Annotated in this window: 13 protein-coding genes; 11 read left to right on the top strand and 2 right to left on the bottom strand. The window is 63.6% G+C overall.

The window, feature by feature from the left end; translation table 11 throughout:
* The first annotated feature begins 1 nt into the window (after position 1).
* The 5 genes from prpF (at position 2) to GTP90_RS20705 (ending at position 9044) form a co-directional block, all read left to right on the top strand.
* Positions 2 to 1192, top strand: coding sequence for a 2-methylaconitate cis-trans isomerase PrpF (gene prpF, locus GTP90_RS20725; protein ID WP_161085314.1), 1191 nt, complete (start codon positions 2 to 4; stop codon positions 1190 to 1192).
* A gap of 36 nt (positions 1193 to 1228) precedes the next feature.
* The gene (locus GTP90_RS20720) at positions 1229 to 3130 is read left to right on the top strand and encodes a propionate--CoA ligase (protein ID WP_161085313.1); all 1902 of its coding nucleotides are present in this window, start codon (positions 1229 to 1231) and stop codon (positions 3128 to 3130) included.
* 98 nt (positions 3131 to 3228) lie between these two features.
* Positions 3229 to 3537 (top strand): DUF485 domain-containing protein, encoded by a 309-nt coding sequence (locus tag GTP90_RS20715; RefSeq protein ID WP_161085312.1) that lies wholly within the window; start codon positions 3229 to 3231, stop codon positions 3535 to 3537.
* Positions 3534 to 5216: a cation acetate symporter gene (locus tag GTP90_RS20710; protein ID WP_175048167.1), complete on the top strand. Its 1683-nt coding sequence runs from the start codon at positions 3534 to 3536 to the stop codon at positions 5214 to 5216. Before GTP90_RS20715 ends, GTP90_RS20710 begins: the two co-directional genes overlap by 4 nt.
* A 177-nt stretch (positions 5217 to 5393) precedes the next feature.
* Positions 5394 to 9044 (top strand): EAL domain-containing protein, encoded by a 3651-nt coding sequence (locus GTP90_RS20705; protein WP_161085311.1) that lies wholly within the window; start codon positions 5394 to 5396, stop codon positions 9042 to 9044.
* Here the strand turns inward: GTP90_RS20705 and xth are convergent, their stop codons facing one another.
* Positions 9045 to 9809: an exodeoxyribonuclease III gene (xth, locus tag GTP90_RS20700; protein WP_161085310.1), complete on the bottom strand. Its 765-nt coding sequence runs from the start codon at positions 9807 to 9809 to the stop codon at positions 9045 to 9047. It lies immediately after the preceding gene.
* 327 nt (positions 9810 to 10136) lie between these two features.
* On the opposite strand from xth, the gene GTP90_RS20695 reads away from it, so the two are divergent.
* The 4 genes from GTP90_RS20695 (at position 10137) to GTP90_RS20680 (ending at position 13206) form a co-directional block, all read left to right on the top strand.
* Positions 10137 to 10637, top strand: a complete 501-nt coding sequence (locus GTP90_RS20695) for a phiTE_015 family protein (RefSeq protein ID WP_371875100.1) — start codon at positions 10137 to 10139, stop codon at positions 10635 to 10637.
* A gap of 6 nt (positions 10638 to 10643) precedes the next feature.
* Positions 10644 to 10832: a DUF1653 domain-containing protein gene (locus tag GTP90_RS20690; RefSeq protein WP_161085309.1), complete on the top strand. Its 189-nt coding sequence runs from the start codon at positions 10644 to 10646 to the stop codon at positions 10830 to 10832.
* 60 nt (positions 10833 to 10892) lie between these two features.
* A complete protein-coding gene (locus GTP90_RS20685; protein WP_161085308.1) occupies positions 10893 to 11336 on the top strand; it encodes a hypothetical protein in 444 nt (147 codons plus the stop codon).
* A 175-nt stretch (positions 11337 to 11511) separates the two neighbouring features.
* Positions 11512 to 13206, top strand: a complete 1695-nt coding sequence (locus tag GTP90_RS20680) for a methyl-accepting chemotaxis protein (protein WP_371875099.1) — start codon at positions 11512 to 11514, stop codon at positions 13204 to 13206.
* 6 nt (positions 13207 to 13212) lie between these two features.
* On the opposite strand, the gene GTP90_RS20675 is transcribed toward GTP90_RS20680, so the two are convergent.
* Entirely contained in the window at positions 13213 to 14706 is a 1494-nt protein-coding gene (locus tag GTP90_RS20675; protein WP_161085306.1) for a leucyl aminopeptidase, read from the bottom strand.
* 131 nt (positions 14707 to 14837) lie between these two features.
* Here GTP90_RS20675 and lptF point away from each other — a divergent pair, with 131 nt between their 5' ends.
* Positions 14838 to 15944 carry an LPS export ABC transporter permease LptF gene (lptF, locus tag GTP90_RS20670; protein WP_254451967.1) on the top strand — a complete coding sequence of 369 codons (1107 nt, stop codon included), beginning with the start codon at positions 14838 to 14840 and terminating at the stop codon, positions 15942 to 15944.
* Positions 15941 to 17110, top strand: a complete 1170-nt coding sequence (gene lptG / locus GTP90_RS20665) for an LPS export ABC transporter permease LptG (protein WP_161085304.1) — start codon at positions 15941 to 15943, stop codon at positions 17108 to 17110. The genes lptF and lptG overlap by 4 nt, the downstream gene beginning before the upstream one ends.
* Position 17111: the final 1 nt, after the last annotated feature.

Here is a 17111-nt window from a genome sequence, read left to right as displayed (position 1 = left end):
CATGGCGCATCAACCGCAAATCAAGATCCCCGCCACTTATATGCGTGGCGGTACCAGCAAGGGCGTTTTCTTCCGGCTGCAGGACCTGCCGGAAGCCGCGCGGCAACCGGGCGCCGCGCGCGACGCCTTGCTGCTGCGCGTGATCGGCAGCCCGGACCCGTACGGCAAGCAGATCGACGGCATGGGCGGCGCAACCTCCAGCACCAGCAAGACGGTGATCCTGGCCAAGAGCAGCAAGCCGGATCACGATGTCGACTACCTGTTCGGCCAGGTCTCCATCGACAAGGCCTTCGTCGACTGGAGCGGCAATTGCGGCAACCTGTCCGCCGCGGTCGGCGCCTTCGCCATCAGCGGAGGCCTGGTGGACGCGGCGCGCGTTCCGCACGACGGCATGGCCGTGGTGCGCGTATGGCAGGCCAACATCGGCAAGACCATCATCGCCCACGTACCGATGACCAACGGCGAAGTGCAGGAAACCGGTGACTTTGAACTCGACGGCGTGACTTTCCCGGCGGCCGAAGTGCAGCTGGAATTCATGGACCCGGCGGCGGAGGAAGAGGGCGCCGGCGGCTCCATGTTCCCTACCGGCCAGCTGGTCGACGAGCTGGAAGTGCCCGGCGTCGGCACCATGAAGGCGACCATGATCAACGCCGGCATCCCGACCATCTTCGTCAACGCGGAAGATATCGGCTACCTCGGCACCGAACTGCAGGACGCCATCAACAGCGATCCCAAGGCGCTGGCGCGGTTCGAGCTGATACGCGCCCACGGCGCGCTGCGCATGGGCCTCATCAAGCATATCGACGACGCGGCCACGCGCCAGCACACGCCCAAGGTGGCCTTCGTCGCCAAGCCGGCGCCGTACACCTCGTCCAGCGGCAAGCAGGTCGCCGCCACCGACGTGGACCTGCTGGTGCGCGCCATGTCGATGGGTAAGCTGCATCACGCGATGATGGGCACGGCGGCAGTCGCCATCGGCACCGCCGCGGCGATCCCCGGCACGCTGGTGAACCTGGCGGCGGGCGGCGGCGCGCGCGAGGCGGTGCGCTTCGGCCATCCGTCCGGCACCTTGCGGGTAGGCGCGCAAGCGACGCAGCAGAACGGCGAATGGAGCGTAACAAAAGCGGTCATGAGCCGCAGCGCCCGCGTGCTGATGGAAGGCTGGGTACGCGTTCCCGGCGATTCGTTCTAAGACACAGCTAAGCGACACATACATAACGGAGGAGACATGAACTACGCTGATTTCTATCGGCGCTCTATCGACACGCCTGAACAATTCTGGCAGGACGAGGCAGCGCTCATCGACTGGAACGTCCCATGCACCAAGGTGCTGGATTATTCCCATCCTCCGTTCGCCAAGTGGTTCGTCGGCGGGCAGACCAACCTGTGTCACAACGCGGTGGACCGCTGGTGCGCCACGCAGGGCGACCGCGCCGCGCTGATCGCCATCTCCACCGAAACCAACACGGAGCGCAGCTACTCGTTCAACGAGCTGCGCACCGAAGTCGAACGCTGCGCCGCGATGATGCAAGCGCTGGGCGTCGGCCGTGGCGACCGGGTGCTGATCTACATGCCGATGATCGCCGAGGCGGCGTTCGCGATGCTGGCCTGCGCCCGCATCGGCGCCATCCACTCGGTGGTGTTCGGTGGCTTTGCCGCCAACAGCCTGGCCAGCCGCATCGACGACGCCAAGCCGGCGCTGATCGTCTCCGCCGACGCGGGTTCGCGCAACGGCAAGGCGATCCCCTACAAATACCTGCTGGACGAAGCGATCACGCTGTCCACCGCCAAGCCGGCCAAGGTGCTGCTGGTGAACCGCAACCTGGCGCCGATGGAAGTGGTGGCCGGCCGCGACGAGGACTGGGCCAGCCTGCGCGCCGCCCACATGGATGCGCACGTGCCCGTGACCTGGCTGGAATCGAACGAGCCTTCGTACATCCTCTACACCTCCGGCACCACCGGCAAGCCGAAGGGCGTGCAGCGCGACGTCGGCGGCTATGCTGTAGCGCTGGCCTCGTCGATGAAGTACAACTTCTGCGGCAATGCCGGCGAGACCTTCTTCGCCACCTCCGACATCGGCTGGGTGGTCGGCCACTCCTACATCGTCTACGGCCCGCTGATCGCCGGCATGGCGACCATCATGTACGAAGGCCTGCCGATCTGCCCGGACGCCGGCATCTGGTGGAGCATCGTCGAGAAGTACAAGGTCACGCGCATGTTCTCGGCGCCGACGGCGATCCGCGTGCTGCGCAAGCAGCCGCCGGAGTTCATGCGCAAGTACGACCTGTCGTCGCTGCGCGCACTGTACCTGGCCGGCGAGCCGCTGGACGAAACCACGTCGAAGTGGATTTCCGAAGAGCTGGGTGTACCGATCATCGACAACTACTGGCAGACCGAAACCGGCTGGCCCATCCTGTCGATCGCCAAGGGCGTCGAGGATCTGCCGACGCGCCTGGGCAGCCCCGGTGTGGCGATGTACGGCTACAAGGTCAAGCTGCTCAACGAATCCACCGGCGAGGAATGCGGCGCCAACGAGAAGGGCGTGGTGGTGATCGACGGCCCGCTGCCGCCTGGCTGCATGCAGACGGTGTACGGTGACGACCAGCGTTTCATCGACACCTACTGGTCCACCTTCGACAGCCAGCAGGTCTATTCGACCTTCGATTGGGGCGTGCGCGACGCCGACGGCTACTACTTCATCCTCGGCCGCACCGACGATGTGATCAACGTCGCCGGCCATCGCCTCGGCACGCGCGAGATCGAGGAATCCATTTCCAGCCATGCCAACGTGTCGGAAGTGGCGGTGGTCGGCGTGGAGGACAAGCTCAAAGGCCAGGTGGCGGTTGCCTTCGTCATCGTCAAGGATGCGACGCGCACCGCCGACGACGCGGGCCGCGCCGCGCAGGAGCGCGAGATACTCGGCGTGGTCGATCACCAGTTGGGCGCTGTGGCGCGGCCATCGCGCGTGTACTTCGTGCCGCAACTGCCCAAGACCCGATCCGGCAAGCTGCTGCGCCGTTCGATACAGGCCATCTGCGAAGGCCGCAATCCCGGCGACCTCACCGCGATCGAGGATCCGGCTTCGCTGCAGCAGATACAACACGCGCTGCATGGAGATGTGAAAAAGTAGTTGTGCGCGTAAGGGGCCGGTAAGCATGGCGGTTTATTGTGGAGTCAAGCTCGAAAAGAAAAGAGCATAGGCTGCAGATAAACTATAGGAGACAAGTCATGCATGACGATCTGGTTCAAAAAATAAAGCGCGACCCCAGCTACCACCAGCTGGTCAAGACGCGCTCCCGCTTCGGCTGGGCGCTGACCGCGGTAATGATGTTGGTTTATTACGGCTACATCCTGCTCATCGCTTTCGACAAGGAACTGCTGGCGTCGAAGACCGGTGGCGGGGTGATGACCTGGGGGATGCCGATCGGCCTGTTCGTGATCGTGTTCACGGTGCTGATCACCGGTGCCTACGTCCGCCGCGCCAACAAGCAGTTCGACGACCTGACCCAGGCCATCCACGAGCGGGTGAAAGCATGAACGCCGCCAAGCGTGGCTTGCTTAGCCTTCGCGGCCTTGCCGCCCTGACGCTGCTGGGCGCCAGCGGTGCGGCGCTGGCGGCCGGTGCGGATCTCGGCCAGGCGGTCAAGCAGCCGATCAACTGGACCGCGATCATCATGTTCGGCGCCTTCGTCATCTTCACGCTGTTCGTCACCAAGTGGGCGGCGGCCAAGACCAAATCGGCGGCCGACTTCTACACCGCCGGCGGCGGCATCACCGGTTTCCAGAACGGCCTGGCCATCGCCGGCGACTACATGTCGGCGGCGTCCTTCCTCGGCATTTCCGCCGCCGTGTTCCTGAACGGTTACGATGGCCTGATCTACGCCATCGGCTTCCTGGTCGGCTGGCCGGTGATCACCTTCCTGATGGCGGAGCGCCTGCGCAACCTGGGCCGCTTCACCTTCGCCGACGTCGCCGCCTATCGTTTCAAGCAGGCGCCGATCCGCATCTTCTCCGCCTCCGGCACGCTGGTGGTGGTGGCCTTCTACCTGATCGCGCAGATGGTCGGCGCGGGGCAGCTGATCAAACTGCTGTTCGGCCTTGAATACTGGATCGCCGTGGTGCTGGTCGGTACGCTGATGATGGTCTACGTGCTGTTCGGCGGCATGACCGCCACCACCTGGGTGCAGATCATCAAGGCCGTGATGCTGCTGGGCGGCGCCACCTTCATGGCGGTCGTCGTGCTGGCGCAGTTCAACTTCAGCCCCGAGGCGCTGTTCGCCAAGTCGGTGGAAGTGCACGCCAAGAAGGACGCCATCATGGGCCCAGGTACCTTCATCAAGGACCCCGTGTCGGCGATCTCGTTCGGCATGGCGCTGATGTTCGGCACCGCAGGCCTGCCGCACATCCTGATGCGCTTCTTCACCGTCCCAAGCGCCAAGGAAGCGCGCAAGTCGGTGTTCTGGGCCACCAGCTGGATCGCGTACTTCTACATCCTGACCTTCATCATCGGCTTCGGCGCCATCGTCTTGGTGAGCACCAATCCCGAGTTCAAGGACGCCGCCGGCAAACTGCTGGGCGGGAACAACATGGCCGCTATCCACCTGGCCAAGGCCGTGGGCGGCAACGTCTTCCTGGGCTTTATCTCCGCCGTGGCTTTCGCCACCATCCTGGCGGTGGTGGCCGGCCTGACCTTGTCCGGCGCATCGGCGGTGTCGCATGACCTGTATGCCACTGTTATCAAAAAGGGCAAGGCCACCAGCGCGAAGGAACTGTATGTATCGCGCCTGACCACCGTCGCACTGGGCATCGTCGCCGTGGTGCTGGGCATCGTGTTCGAGAAGCAGAACATCGCGTTCATGGTGTCGCTGGCCTTCGCCATCGCCGCCTCGGCCAACTTCCCGGTGCTGTTCATGTCGGTGCTGTGGAAGGATTGCACCACCCGTGGCGCCACCATCGGCGGCTTCGTCGGCCTGATCACCGCCGTGGTGCTGACCGTGGTGTCGAAATCGGTGTGGGTCGATGTGCTGGGTAATACCGACGCGCTGTTCCCTTATGCGTCGCCGGCCATCTTCTCGATGCCGATCGCCTTCGTCAGCATCTGGCTGGTTTCGCTGATGGACCGCAGCGCGCGTGCACGCATCGACCGCGCCGGCTACGAGGCGCAGGAAATGCGCTCCGAAACCGGCATCGGCGCCGCCGGAGCCAGTGCGCACTGATGTAATTGTCAAGCAGTCGGATGACAGCAATGCCCGGTTCGCCGGGCATTGTCGTTTTTAGGGCCGCCGCCGGTATGGGCGATGGCTAATGCGCCCATTGTGGTTTATGATCTGCCAACTATGCTGCCGAGAAGTAACTGGCAAGGTGGCATCTTAGAATGGGTGCCTTTGGTGTACATGAACCGAGTTTCGACCAATCCTGATTTTGTAGCCGAGGCGCTGGCGCTGATCGGCGTTCCCGCGTGCGCCTACGGCACCGATGGCATGGTGTTGGCCGCGAATCAGGAACTGGCGGACTTGCTGGGCTTCGACCCATGCGGCAAGCCATTGGCCGACCTGTTCGCGCGCCATGTGCGCGCCGCCAGCATGAAGGCGCTCGACGCGGCGCTGGGCGCGGCCAACGCGGGACAGCGCTGGGACAGCTGCCTGACCTGCGCCAGCGGCCAATACCTGTCGGTGCAGGCCTGGAGCAAGCCGCTGCCGGCCGGCGCGGCGGTGCAGGGCGCCACGGTGGTCTTCCACGACGTCAGCGCGGCGGAGCGCGACCAGCGCGCGTTGCGCAAGACGCTGCTGGAGCAGCAGGCCATCCTGGAGAATGCCGCCGTCGGCATCCTGTTCACCAAGGACGGCGTTATCCAGGAATGCAATATCCGCTGCGCCGAGATGCTGGGCTACAGCCGCCATGAGCTGGAGGGCATGGCCAGCGTGACCGTGTATCCGAGCGAGGCGGACTTCCTTGAATTGAGCCGCAACGCCCGCCCGCCGCTGTCGCAGGGCCTGCCCTTCATGCAGGATACGCGGATGCGGCGCAAGGACGGCTCGGTGTTCTGGGCCCGCCTGTACGGCCGCGCCATCGATCCCGTGCAAACCGCCGAGGGCACGGTGTGGATCATGGAGGACATCAACGATCACCGCATCGACGTCGAGAAGCTGCGCCGCGCGCTGCTGGAGATGCAGGCCATCATGGACAGCGCGCCGCTGGCGATCGGCTTCCAGCGCGATAACCGCATCCTGCGCTACAACCGCCGCTTCGCCGAATTCTTCGGCTTCAACGACGACAGCGGCGTGGGCCAGTTGACGTCGACGTTGTATCCGTCGCAGGACGCGTTCGACGCGGTGGTGAAGAAAGCCCGTCCGCTGCTGGCGCGCGGCAAACCGTACCAGGCCGAGATGGAGATGCGGCGCCAGGACGGCTCGACCTTCTGGGCGCACGCCTTCGGCTATGTGATCAATCCGGGCCGCACGCAGCAGGACACGATCTGGATCTTCGACGACCGCAGCGCGCAAAAGCGCCACGAGGAAGAGACCCGGCAACTGCTGCTGGAGCAGAAGGCGATCCTGGACAACGCCTCGGTCGGCATCCTGTTCAGCAAGGCGCAGATCATGTTGAGCTGTAATCCGCGCATGGCCGAGATGTTCGGCTATGACATCGACGAGATGCTGGGGCAGCCGTCGGCGATGGTGTTCCCGTCGGCGGAGCACTACGAGGAATTCGGCCGCGAGGCGGCGCCGCTGCTGGGCGCGGGCCAGCCGTTCGAGAAGACGGAATACCAGTTCAAGCGCAGGGACGGTGGCCTGTTCTGGTGCCGCGTGCGCGCCAAGGCGGTGGACGACGAGCATAGCGACGGCGGCACCATCTGGATCCTGGAGGACGTGACCAGCACGCGCCAGACCCAGATGGAGGTCGAGGCCATCATGACCAACGCCTCGATGAGCATCCTGTTTACCAAGAACCGCATCATCACGCGCTACAACCGCGGCTTCGCGGAGATGTTCCGCTACGACGGCGACTCCGGCCTGGGCCTGCCCGGACGCGCGCTGTACCCGTCGCAGGAATCGTACGACAAGCTGGGCGAGCAGGCCTATCCCTATCTGTCGGTCGGCAAGCCGTTCCAGGTCGAGATGGAACTGCGCCGCGCCGACGACACGACACTATGGGCGCAGCTGATCGGCTACGTGGTCAATCCCGACGATCCGACCCAGGGCACGATCTGGGTGATCGAGGACCGCACCGAGCAAAAACGCGCCGAGGAATCGCTGCGCAACGCGCTGCTGGAAAACCAGGCCATCCTGGACAGCGCGGTGCTGGGCATCTCGGTGGTGGAGCATGGCCGCAACCTGCGCTGCAACACCAAGATGGAGGAACTGTTCGGCTACGCGCCGGGCGAGATGAACCAGCTGAGCGTACAGGCCTTCTACGCCGACAAGGGCGCGTGGGAACAGGCGCGCGCCGCCACCGCGCTGGACTTCCACGCCGGCCGCGTGCACGCCTCCGAATACCAGCTGGTGCGCAAGGACGGCAGCACGTTCTGGGGCCGCCTGTCGGGCCGCCCGTTCGACCTGGCGCAGGCCACCGGGCGCTCGGTGTGGCTGGTGGACGACATCACCGAGCGGCGCGAGGCGGCGGAAGCGGTGAGCCGCGCGCGCGACGAGCTGGAAGTGCGGGTGCTGGAGCGCACCGCCGAACTGGCCGGCGCCAATGCGCTGCTGCAGGGCGAGATCGTCGAGCGGCGCCAGGCCGAGGCGCGCGTGCACCACATGGCTTACCACGACAGCCTGACCGGCCTGCCGAACCGCGCGCTGCTGTCGGACCGCCTGGACCGCGCCATGCTGGCGGCGCAGCGTTCGGAACGCCGCCTGGCCGTGATGTTCATCGATCTTGACCGCTTCAAGACCATCAACGATTCGCTCGGCCACATGACCGGCGACCAGCTGCTGAAGGAAGTGGCGAGCCGCCTGTGCCGCGCGGTGCGCGCCAGCGACACCGTGGCCCGCCTGGGCGGCGATGAATTCGTGGTGCTGGTGCCCGGCATCCGCTCGGCCGAGGAGGCCAGCCACGTGGCCGAGAAGATCATCGAGGCCTTGTCGGAGAGCTTCCCGCTGGAGGGCCGCAACCTGCACATCACGCCGTCGATCGGCATCTGCGTGTACCCGGACGACGGCGGCGACGTCGAGACGCTGATGCGCCACGCCGACGCCGCCATGTACCACGCCAAGGCCAGCGGCAGGAACAACTACCAGTACTTCAAAGAGGCGATGAACCAGACGGCGGCGCAGCACTTCGAGCTGGAGTCCAGCCTGCGCGGCGCGCTGGCGCAGGACGAGTTCGAGCTGCACTTCCAGCCCATCATGGACATCGGCACGCGCCGCCTGCACACGATGGAGGTGCTGCTGCGCTGGCGGCGCGGCGGCGGTACCGGCCAGCTGGTGCTGCCGGACCACTTCATCCCCATCATCGAGGAGAATGGCCTGATCGTGCCGATCGGCGAATGGGTGATACGCCAGGCCTGCCAGCAAAGCATGGCGTGGCTGCGCGCCGGGCTGGCGCCGGTGCCGCTGGCGGTGAACCTGTCGCCGCGCCAGTTCATGCATCGCGGCCTGATCGAGTCGATCCGCGCCATCCTCGACGAAACCGGCATCGATCCGTCGCTGATCGAATTCGAGATCACCGAGACGGCGCTGATGCAGCACGGCGAGCAGACGCTGGACATCCTGGGCCAGATCAACGCCATGGGCATCCGCTTGTCGATCGACGATTTCGGCACCGGCTATTCGAGCCTGGCGTATCTGAAGCGCTTCCCGGTCAAGAAGATCAAGATCGACCGCGCCTTCATCAAGGAGCTGGAGGAAAGCGCGGAAGACCGCGCGATCGTGGCGGCCATCATCGCGCTGTCGGACAGCCTGCAATTGTCGGTGGTGGCGGAGGGGGTGGAGACCGAAGGGCAGTATGCGTTGTTGCAGCGCAACGGTTGCCAGTACGCGCAGGGATATTTATTTTCGCAGCCGGTGCCGCACGCGACGGCCCAGCTGCTGCTGCCGCGTATCTAGTTAGTCGAGCGTGGCGATCACCGGCGCGTGGTCGGACGGCTGTTCCCATTTGCGCGGCACGCGGTCGATCACGCAGGCGCTGCAGCGGGCCACCAGGGCCGGCGACAGCAGGATGTGGTCGATGCGCAGGCCTTTGTTGAGGCGGAACCCCAGGGCCCGGTAGTCCCACCAGCTGAACGACTTTTCCGGCTGTTCGAACAGGCGGTAGGAATCGGTCAGGCCGATGTCGAGCAGGCGGGTGAGGGCGGCGCGCTCCTTGTCGGACACCAGCACCTGGCCCGCCCACGCGGCCGGATCGTGGACGTCGCGGTCTTCCGGCGCGATGTTGTAGTCGCCCAGCACCGCCAGTTGCGGGTGCAGCGCGGCTTCTTCCTTGATCCAGTCGTGGAAGGCGGACAGCCAGCCCAGCTTGTATTCGTACTTGTCGGAATCGACGCTCTGGCCGTTGGGCACGTAGGCGCACACCACGCGCACGCCGTCGATGGTGGCGGCCAGGATGCGCTGCTGCGCGTCCTCGTAGCGCGGGTTGTTCTTGATCACGTCGGTGATCGGCAGCTTGGACAGGATGGCCACGCCGTTGTAGGTCTTTTGTCCACTGTAGACCACATGGTAGCCGGCGGCCTCGATCGCGGCGGCTGGAAACTTGTCGTCAGTTAATTTTGTTTCTTGAATACAGAGGATATCGATGGGATTTTCCTCTAGCCATTTCAAGACGTGCGTCAGCCGAACGTTGAGTGAGTTAACATTCCATGTGGCTATTTTCATCTGGGTCAGTATCCTTGCGGGTTTTCGGGGAGGCGGTTGCCTACATGAACGAATCTTACAACATCTTGATTTAACACATGAGATTGTTAATTTGACGATTTTTATAAAAAAACATGAAAAACTCTTTCGTGCGCGCACTGACAGCGCCTAAAATGTTGCAAAATGTGTGAAATCAAAAAATAATTGCTAGGAGTGTCTCGTTGTTGTCAAAATAGAACGGTAAATAAAGACAAAGTAAGCAAAAGAGAAATATACTGATACAAATTACGCGGAGAACTTGTATTTCCGCAACGCAATTAAAAATAGTAGCTGGCCGGGGTCATTTTAGTGTTGTGGTTTAACAATAAATGGTACTATACGGAAATTACTTGTGGTTTTAACAGTGAATTGCGCGTAGCGCATTTACAAAGGAATAAAAAAATGCGAGCTGCATTTGAGACGTGGGCGCAGAAAGACGGTCACATCGTCCGACGCCGGGAAGACAAACCAGAAGAATACCTGGTTTTTGAAACGCAACGCCGCTGGGTCATCTGGCAGGCCGCGTTAGAGCACGGCAAAACGCCTGGCGGCCGCAAGACCGCCGCGCAAAAGGAAGCCGCCGCGCTGGAGAAGGCCAAGGCCGCCGTGCAACGGCCGCCTGTCATCAATTCCGACGAGGCTGCGGTGCGCAACCAGGTGCTGAACGAAGTGCTGGATGCGTTCTCCACCCTGGGCGGCGAACGCGGCATGGACGACATCCTGAAAGTGGTACAGGGTCTGAAGAAGAAGCAGCAGGAGCAGGCGGATGTTCGCACTGCGGCTGCCGCACCGGAACGGCATAACGCCTGATCCCGGATGCGTTTCAGGCACTACAAAGGGGGCCTCTACGAGCTGGTGTGCGAGGCCACCCTGGAATCCGATCTGAGTACCATGATCGTTTATCGCGCCGCCAACGGTTCCATCTGGACCCGGCCGAAAGACGTGTTTTTTGAAATCCTGGAAGTCGATGGCGTAAAAGTGCAACGCTTTACGCCCCTTGATTGACCATATAGATCCGCTTGCGGGCTGCTACACTGGTCTGACCCACTAACCCTGAGGCAGACCATGTATTTCCGCCCCGTTGCCGGCGTCTCCGCGCTGCTGGCCTTGCTGTCCGGCTGCGCTTCCCTGACTGAAACCACCCAACAAAACGTGCTGGTGCAAACCGTGCTCGACCACCGCGAAATCGCCGGTGTCGGCTGCGTGCTGTACAACGACGTCGGCAAATGGTTTGTGACCACGCCCGCGCGCGTCACCTTGCGCAAGAGCTCCGCCCCGCTGCGCATCGATTGCCAGAAGGAGGGCACCGCGTGGGCCTACGAAAAGGTCGACTCCAAGGCGGACGGCAACCTGTGGGGCAATGTGGTGCTGACCGCCGGCGTGGGCTATTTCATCGACAAGAACACCGGCGCCGGCTACGACTATCCGGCCACGCTGACGGTGGTGATGCACGCGGATGCCCAGCGCGATGGCTTGCCCCCGCCGGCCGCCGGCGTGACGCTGTACTGAGCCGTCGCCACGCCGTGCGTGTAGGATTATTCCTACTACAGTAGTCCAATTCCTATGCCTGAATAGGAAAATTCCTACATTTGCCACTCGGCAATATTTGTTACTATTAGTAATGTTGAATGTGTAAATATTATTAATTGTTACAGATATGAGGCGGTGTATGCGTGATTCGGGCATGAGGGTGGTAACACGGTTGGGCATGGGGTTTGGTTTGGTGGCGCTGTTGCTGGCCATCGTGACGATGTTCGGCATCCTGCGCATGGGGCGCATGCAGGAGCGGGTGGACGAGATCGTCGACGTCAACAGCGTGGAGTCCAAGCTGGTGGCGAAAATGGATTTGACGGTGACCGAGCGCGCGCTGGCGCTGCGCAACCTGATCCTGCTGCCCGAGGATCAGCGGGACGAGATCCAGATCGAGCTCAAGCGCATCGCGGCGCAGAGCGATAAATACGACGAAGTGCAGAACAAGCTGGGCGAGATGTTCTCCGCTCACAACAGCGCCACGCCCGAGGAGGCCGCGTTGTACGCCAAGATCCGCGCTCAGGCGTTGCTGGCCGCGCCCTTCATCGCCAAGGCGAAGGAGCTGATCCAGGAAAAGAAAAACAGCGAGGCCTATCAACTGCTGCGCTTCGAGTTCCGTCCGGTGCAGAAAAAGTGGTGGGAGCTGCTACGCGAACTGGCCGCCATCGAGGAAACACAAAACGTCGACGGCGCGGCCGCCATCAAGCAGGCCTACCAGGAAACCCGCTCGCTGATGCTGGTGCTCGGCGCGCTGGCGCTGCTGTGCAGCGTTATCGCGGCGGTGCTGATCACGCGCAGCCTGCTGCGGCAACTGGGCGGCGAACCGGCGTATGCGGCCGGCATCGCCACGCGCATCGCGGCCGGCGACCTGAGTGTCGCCATCGACACCGCGCCGCAGGACCGCTCCAGCCTGGTGTTCGCGATGAAGACCATGCGCGACAGCCTGGCCGGCATCGTCGGCCAGGTGCACGACCGTTCCGGCGCGATCGAATCGGCGTCGGTGCAGATCGCGGCCGGCAATCTCGATCTGTCTTCGCGCACCGAACAGCAGGCCGCCGCGCTGGAGGAAACCGCGTCGTCGATGGACGAACTGGCGTCGACCGTCAAGCAGAACGCCGACAGCGCGCGCCTGGCCAATGACCTGGCCATGTCGGCATCGGCCATCGCGCTCAAGGGCGGCGACGTGGTGGCGCAGGTGGTCGGCACCATGGGCTCGATCAACGAATCGGCCGGCAAGATCGGCAACATCATCGGCGTCATCGACGGCATCGCCTTCCAGACCAACATCCTGGCGCTGAATGCTGCGGTGGAGGCGGCGCGTGCCGGCGAGCAGGGACGCGGCTTTGCCGTCGTCGCCACCGAGGTACGCAACCTGGCGCAGCGCAGCGCGGCGGCGGCACACGAAATCAAGGTGCTGATCGGTGATTCGGTGGAGAAGGTGGAGGCGGGATCGAAGCTGGTCGACCAGGCCGGCGCCACGATGGGCGACATAGTTGACAGCATCCAGCGGGTCACCGACATCATGGGTGAGATCACCACGGCCACGCAGGAGCAGAGCGCAGGCATCGACCAGGTCAGCCAGGCCATTACGCAGATGGATGAGGTGACGCAGCAAAATGCCGCGCTGGTGGAGGAGGCCAGCGCCGCCGCCGCGTCCTTGCAGGATCAGGCGGCGGGACTGGTGCAGATGGTTGGCGTGTTCAAGCTGGAAGGAGGACGCGCCGGCGCACCGGCGGCGGTGCTGCCCCTGGTCCGCAGGGCGCCGGCCAAGCCGGCCAGCCTGCCGGCGCCGGACCGGCTGGCGCGCGGCCGCATGGCAGCCGGCGCCGAAGGGTGGGAAGAGTTCTGACCGTGCTTACGCGCGGTTGATCAGGAAGTTCGACAGCAGCGGCACAGGGCGGCCGGTAGCGCCTTTCGCGCCGCCCGATTTCCATGCGGTGCCGGCGATGTCCAGGTGCGCCCAGGTGTACTTGCGGGTGAAGTTCTCCAGGAAGGCCGCAGCGGTGCACGACGCGCCGCCCGGCGTGCCGATGTTGGCCAGGTCGGCGAAGTTGGACTTGAGCTGCTCGTTGTACTCCTCGCCGATCGGCAGGCGCCACGCGGTGTCGCCTGCTGCCTTACCGGCCGCCATGATCTCGTCGGCCAGCTTGTTGTGCACCTCGTCGTCGCGCGTGAACAGGCCGCTCTTGTGGTGGCCCAGGGCGACGATGCAGGCGCCGGTCAGCGTGGCGATGTCGATCACCGCGGCCGGGTTGAAGCGCTCGGCGTAGGCCAGCGCGTCGCACAGCACCAGGCGGCCTTCGGCGTCGGTGTTGAGGATCTCGATGGTCAGGCCGTTCATCGAGGTGACGATGTCGCCCGGCTTGGTGGCGCGGCCGGAAGGCATGTTCTCGCAGGCGGCGATCACGCCGATCACGTTCAGCTTCAGGTTCATCTCGCCGATGGCGCGGAAGGTGCCCAGCACCGAGGCGGCGCCGCCCATGTCGTACTTCATCTCGTCCATGCCAGGACCGGCTTTCAGCGAGATGCCGCCGGTGTCGAAGGTGATGCCTTTACCGACCAGCACCACCGGCGCGTCCTTCGGTTTGCCGCCCATGTGCTTGAGGATGATGAACTTCGGCGGCTGCTCGCTGCCGTTGGTCACCGACAGGAAGCTGTTCATCTTCAGCGCTTCGAGCTGTTTGCGGTCCAGCACTTCAACGTCGAACCTGTAGTCCTTGCCGAGTTTTTTGGCGGTGTTGGCCAGGTAGGTCGGGGTGCAGACGTTGGCCGACAGGTTGCCCAGTTCCTTGGTCAGGTCCATGCCGTTGGCGATCGCCACGGCCTGGGCCAGCGCCAGCTTGGTGGCGGCGGTGTTCGGGACCGCCAGCGCGATTTTCTTCACGCCGGCCGGCGCAGGATCCTTCTTGCTCTTCTGGCCGTCGGTGCGGAACACGCTTTCGTGCGCGCTTTGCACCACGCAGCGGATCGCCCAATTCACATCGCGCTCTTTCACTTCGGTCATCGGCAGTGCGATAATAGCGTCGCTCGCGCCCAGCGCGGAGAAAGCCTTCAGCGCCGCGGTCACGCCGCTGGCGAAATTCTTCTCGCTGACGGCATCGTCGCTACCCAGGCCCACCAGCAGCACGCGCTCGGCGCTCGCGCCTTTCGCGCCGCGCAGCAGCAGGGTGGTGCCGGCCTTGCCGGAGATGTCGCCGGACTTCAGCGCAGCCGTGATTTCACCGGAACCGTCCAGCGCCTTGGCGGCCTGCGACAGCTTCTTGTTCTCAAAGACCGCGACGGCGACAACGCCGGCTTTGGCCGAAGCGATGGTGTTTTTTGTGTCGAATGCTTTTATGCTAAAGTCCATTTGATTCTCCGTGTCGTGTACGAATTGCCAGCCTGTTTGTCAGGCTGTTATTTAAACTTGTGGCCCAGTGAGGCCCTTAACTACCGAATTATAACTTTCGAATGATCTTTCAACGCGCCTTGAGACGTGAAATGGCAAGTGCCGCCGGCGCCACCTTCACCGTATTGTTCAGCATCTGCGTCACCTGGACCCTGATCACTGTCCTCGGCATGGCCGCCGGCGGCAAGGTGGCCTCCGGCGACGTGCTCGCGCTGATCGCTTTCGCAGCCTTGAATTATCTGCCAACTCTTGTGATCCTCACCAGCTTTATTTCGGTGCTGATGGTCGTCACGCGCACCTATCGCGATTCCGAGATGGTGGTGTGGTTCGCCTCGGGGCTGAGCCTGACCCGCTGGATCGCGCCGGTGCTGGTCTTCGGCCTGCCGCTGGTGCTGGCCACCGCGGCGCTGAGCTTCATCGCCACGCCATGGGCCAAGCAGAAAAGCTCGGAGTACGTGGAGCGCTTCGAAAAGCGCGAGGACTTGCAGAAGGTTTCGCCGGGCCAGTTCAAGGAGTCGGCATCGGCCAACCGCATCTTCTTCGTTGAAGGCGTGGCCGGCAAGAGCGCCGTGGTGCAGAACGTGTTCGTCAACACGATCGACGAACACGGCACCGCTGTCATCGTCGCGCGCGAGGGCGTCGTCAACACCGGCGCCAAGGGCGAACGCTATCTGGTGCTCAAGAACGGCCGCCGCTACCAGGGCACGCCCGGCCAGTCGGACTTCCAGACCATGGAGTTCGAAAGCTACAGCATGCGCGTGACCAACCAGACCCAGGACCTGGAGTCCGAGCGCAATGTCGCCGCCGTGCCGATCATGGAGCTGCTGTACGACGCCACGCCGGCCGGCCGCGCGGAACTGTTGTGGCGCATCGCCTCGCCGGTCACCTGCCTGGTGCTGATACTGCTGGCGATTCCGCTGGGCTTTGTCAATCCGCGCGCGGGCAGCTCGGCCAACCTGATCATCGCGGTGCTGATCTTCTTCAGCTACAGCAATCTGGTCAAGCTGGTGGAGGCCAACGTCAAGCAGGGCAAATCGGTCTTCGCGCTGTCCTGGTGGCCGCTGCACCTGATCGTCATGCTGCTGGTGGTCGCGCTGTTCGCGTGGCGCCTCAATCTCAACCATCGTTACCATCCGCTGGCGTTGCTGGCGGCGCTGAAGCGCTCGCGCGCCGCTGACAAGAAAGCCGTATCGCCATGAAGATCCTGCAACGCTATTTCGCCGTCACGATTTTCCAGGCGGTGGCATTCCTGGTGGTCGCCCTGCTGGCGCTGCAGGCGTTCTTTGACCTGACGGGCGAGCTGCCGTCGGTCGGCAAGAACGGCTACACCATCCAGTACGCCTTCCTGTATGTGCTGGTGCGCCTGCCGGCCCACGTGTACGAGGTGATGCCGCTGGCGGCGCTGATCGGCACCATCTACACCATGGCGCAGTTCGCGGCGACGTCCGAGTTCACCATCATGCGCGCGGCCAGCATGTCGACCGGAATGGTGGGATGGATGCTGGCCAAGATCGGCTTCGTGCTGGTGATCGTCACCTTCATCTTCGGCGAGCTGGTGGCGCCGCGCACCGCGCCGCTGGCGGAGAAAATCAAGTTGAGCGCGCGCGGCGCCGCGATCTCGTCGGAGTTCCGCTCCGGGCTGTGGACCAAGGACATCGTCAAGTCGGACGGCATGAGCGGGACCGTGACCGGCTCGCGCTTCTTCAACGTGCGCCAGGTGCAGCCGGACGGCACGCTGGTCGACGTCAAGCTCTACGAGTTCGACACCAGCTTCCGGCTGCGCTCGATCACGCTGGCCAAGATGGGCACCTTCAAGGGCAACAACAGCTGGCAGCTGTCGGACGTGACGGAAAATATCTTCACCAATCCAGCGCTGCTCAAGCCGGGCAGCGAGGCTAACCTGGCCAACAACTTCGCCCAGGACACCAGCCTGATCGAAACCCGCCACAGCGCCACCAAGGACCTGCTGTCCGAGGTCACGCCGAAGATCCTGTCGGTGGCCGGCTCGGATCCCGAGCGCATGTCGGCCAACGAGCTGGCCGTCTACACCCGCCACCTGCAGGAGAACAAGCAGGAGACGGAGCGCTTCAAGATCGCGTTCTGGAAAAAGCTGTTCGACCCGCTGGCCATCTTCGTGCTGATGGCGCTGGCGCTGCCGTTCGGCTACCTGCACACGCGCAGCGGCGGCGTGAGCTTGAAGATCTTTGTCGGTATCATGATCGGCGTCAGCTTCCAGCTGGTGAACTCCCTGTTCTCCCACCTGGGCATGCTGAGCGCCTTCCCTGCGATCGTCACGGCGATCGCGCCAAGTATATTATTCCTGCTGCTGGCCCTTGGGGCCTTGTGGTGGGTGGAGCGACATTAGC

Origin of the sequence: Duganella vulcania (genome assembly GCF_009857655.1) — a bacterium.
GTDB lineage: Bacteria > Pseudomonadota > Gammaproteobacteria > Burkholderiales > Burkholderiaceae_D > Rugamonas > Rugamonas vulcania.
The sequence above is the reverse complement of the archived record's forward strand: the minus strand, read 5'-3'. Positions and strand labels throughout refer to the sequence as shown.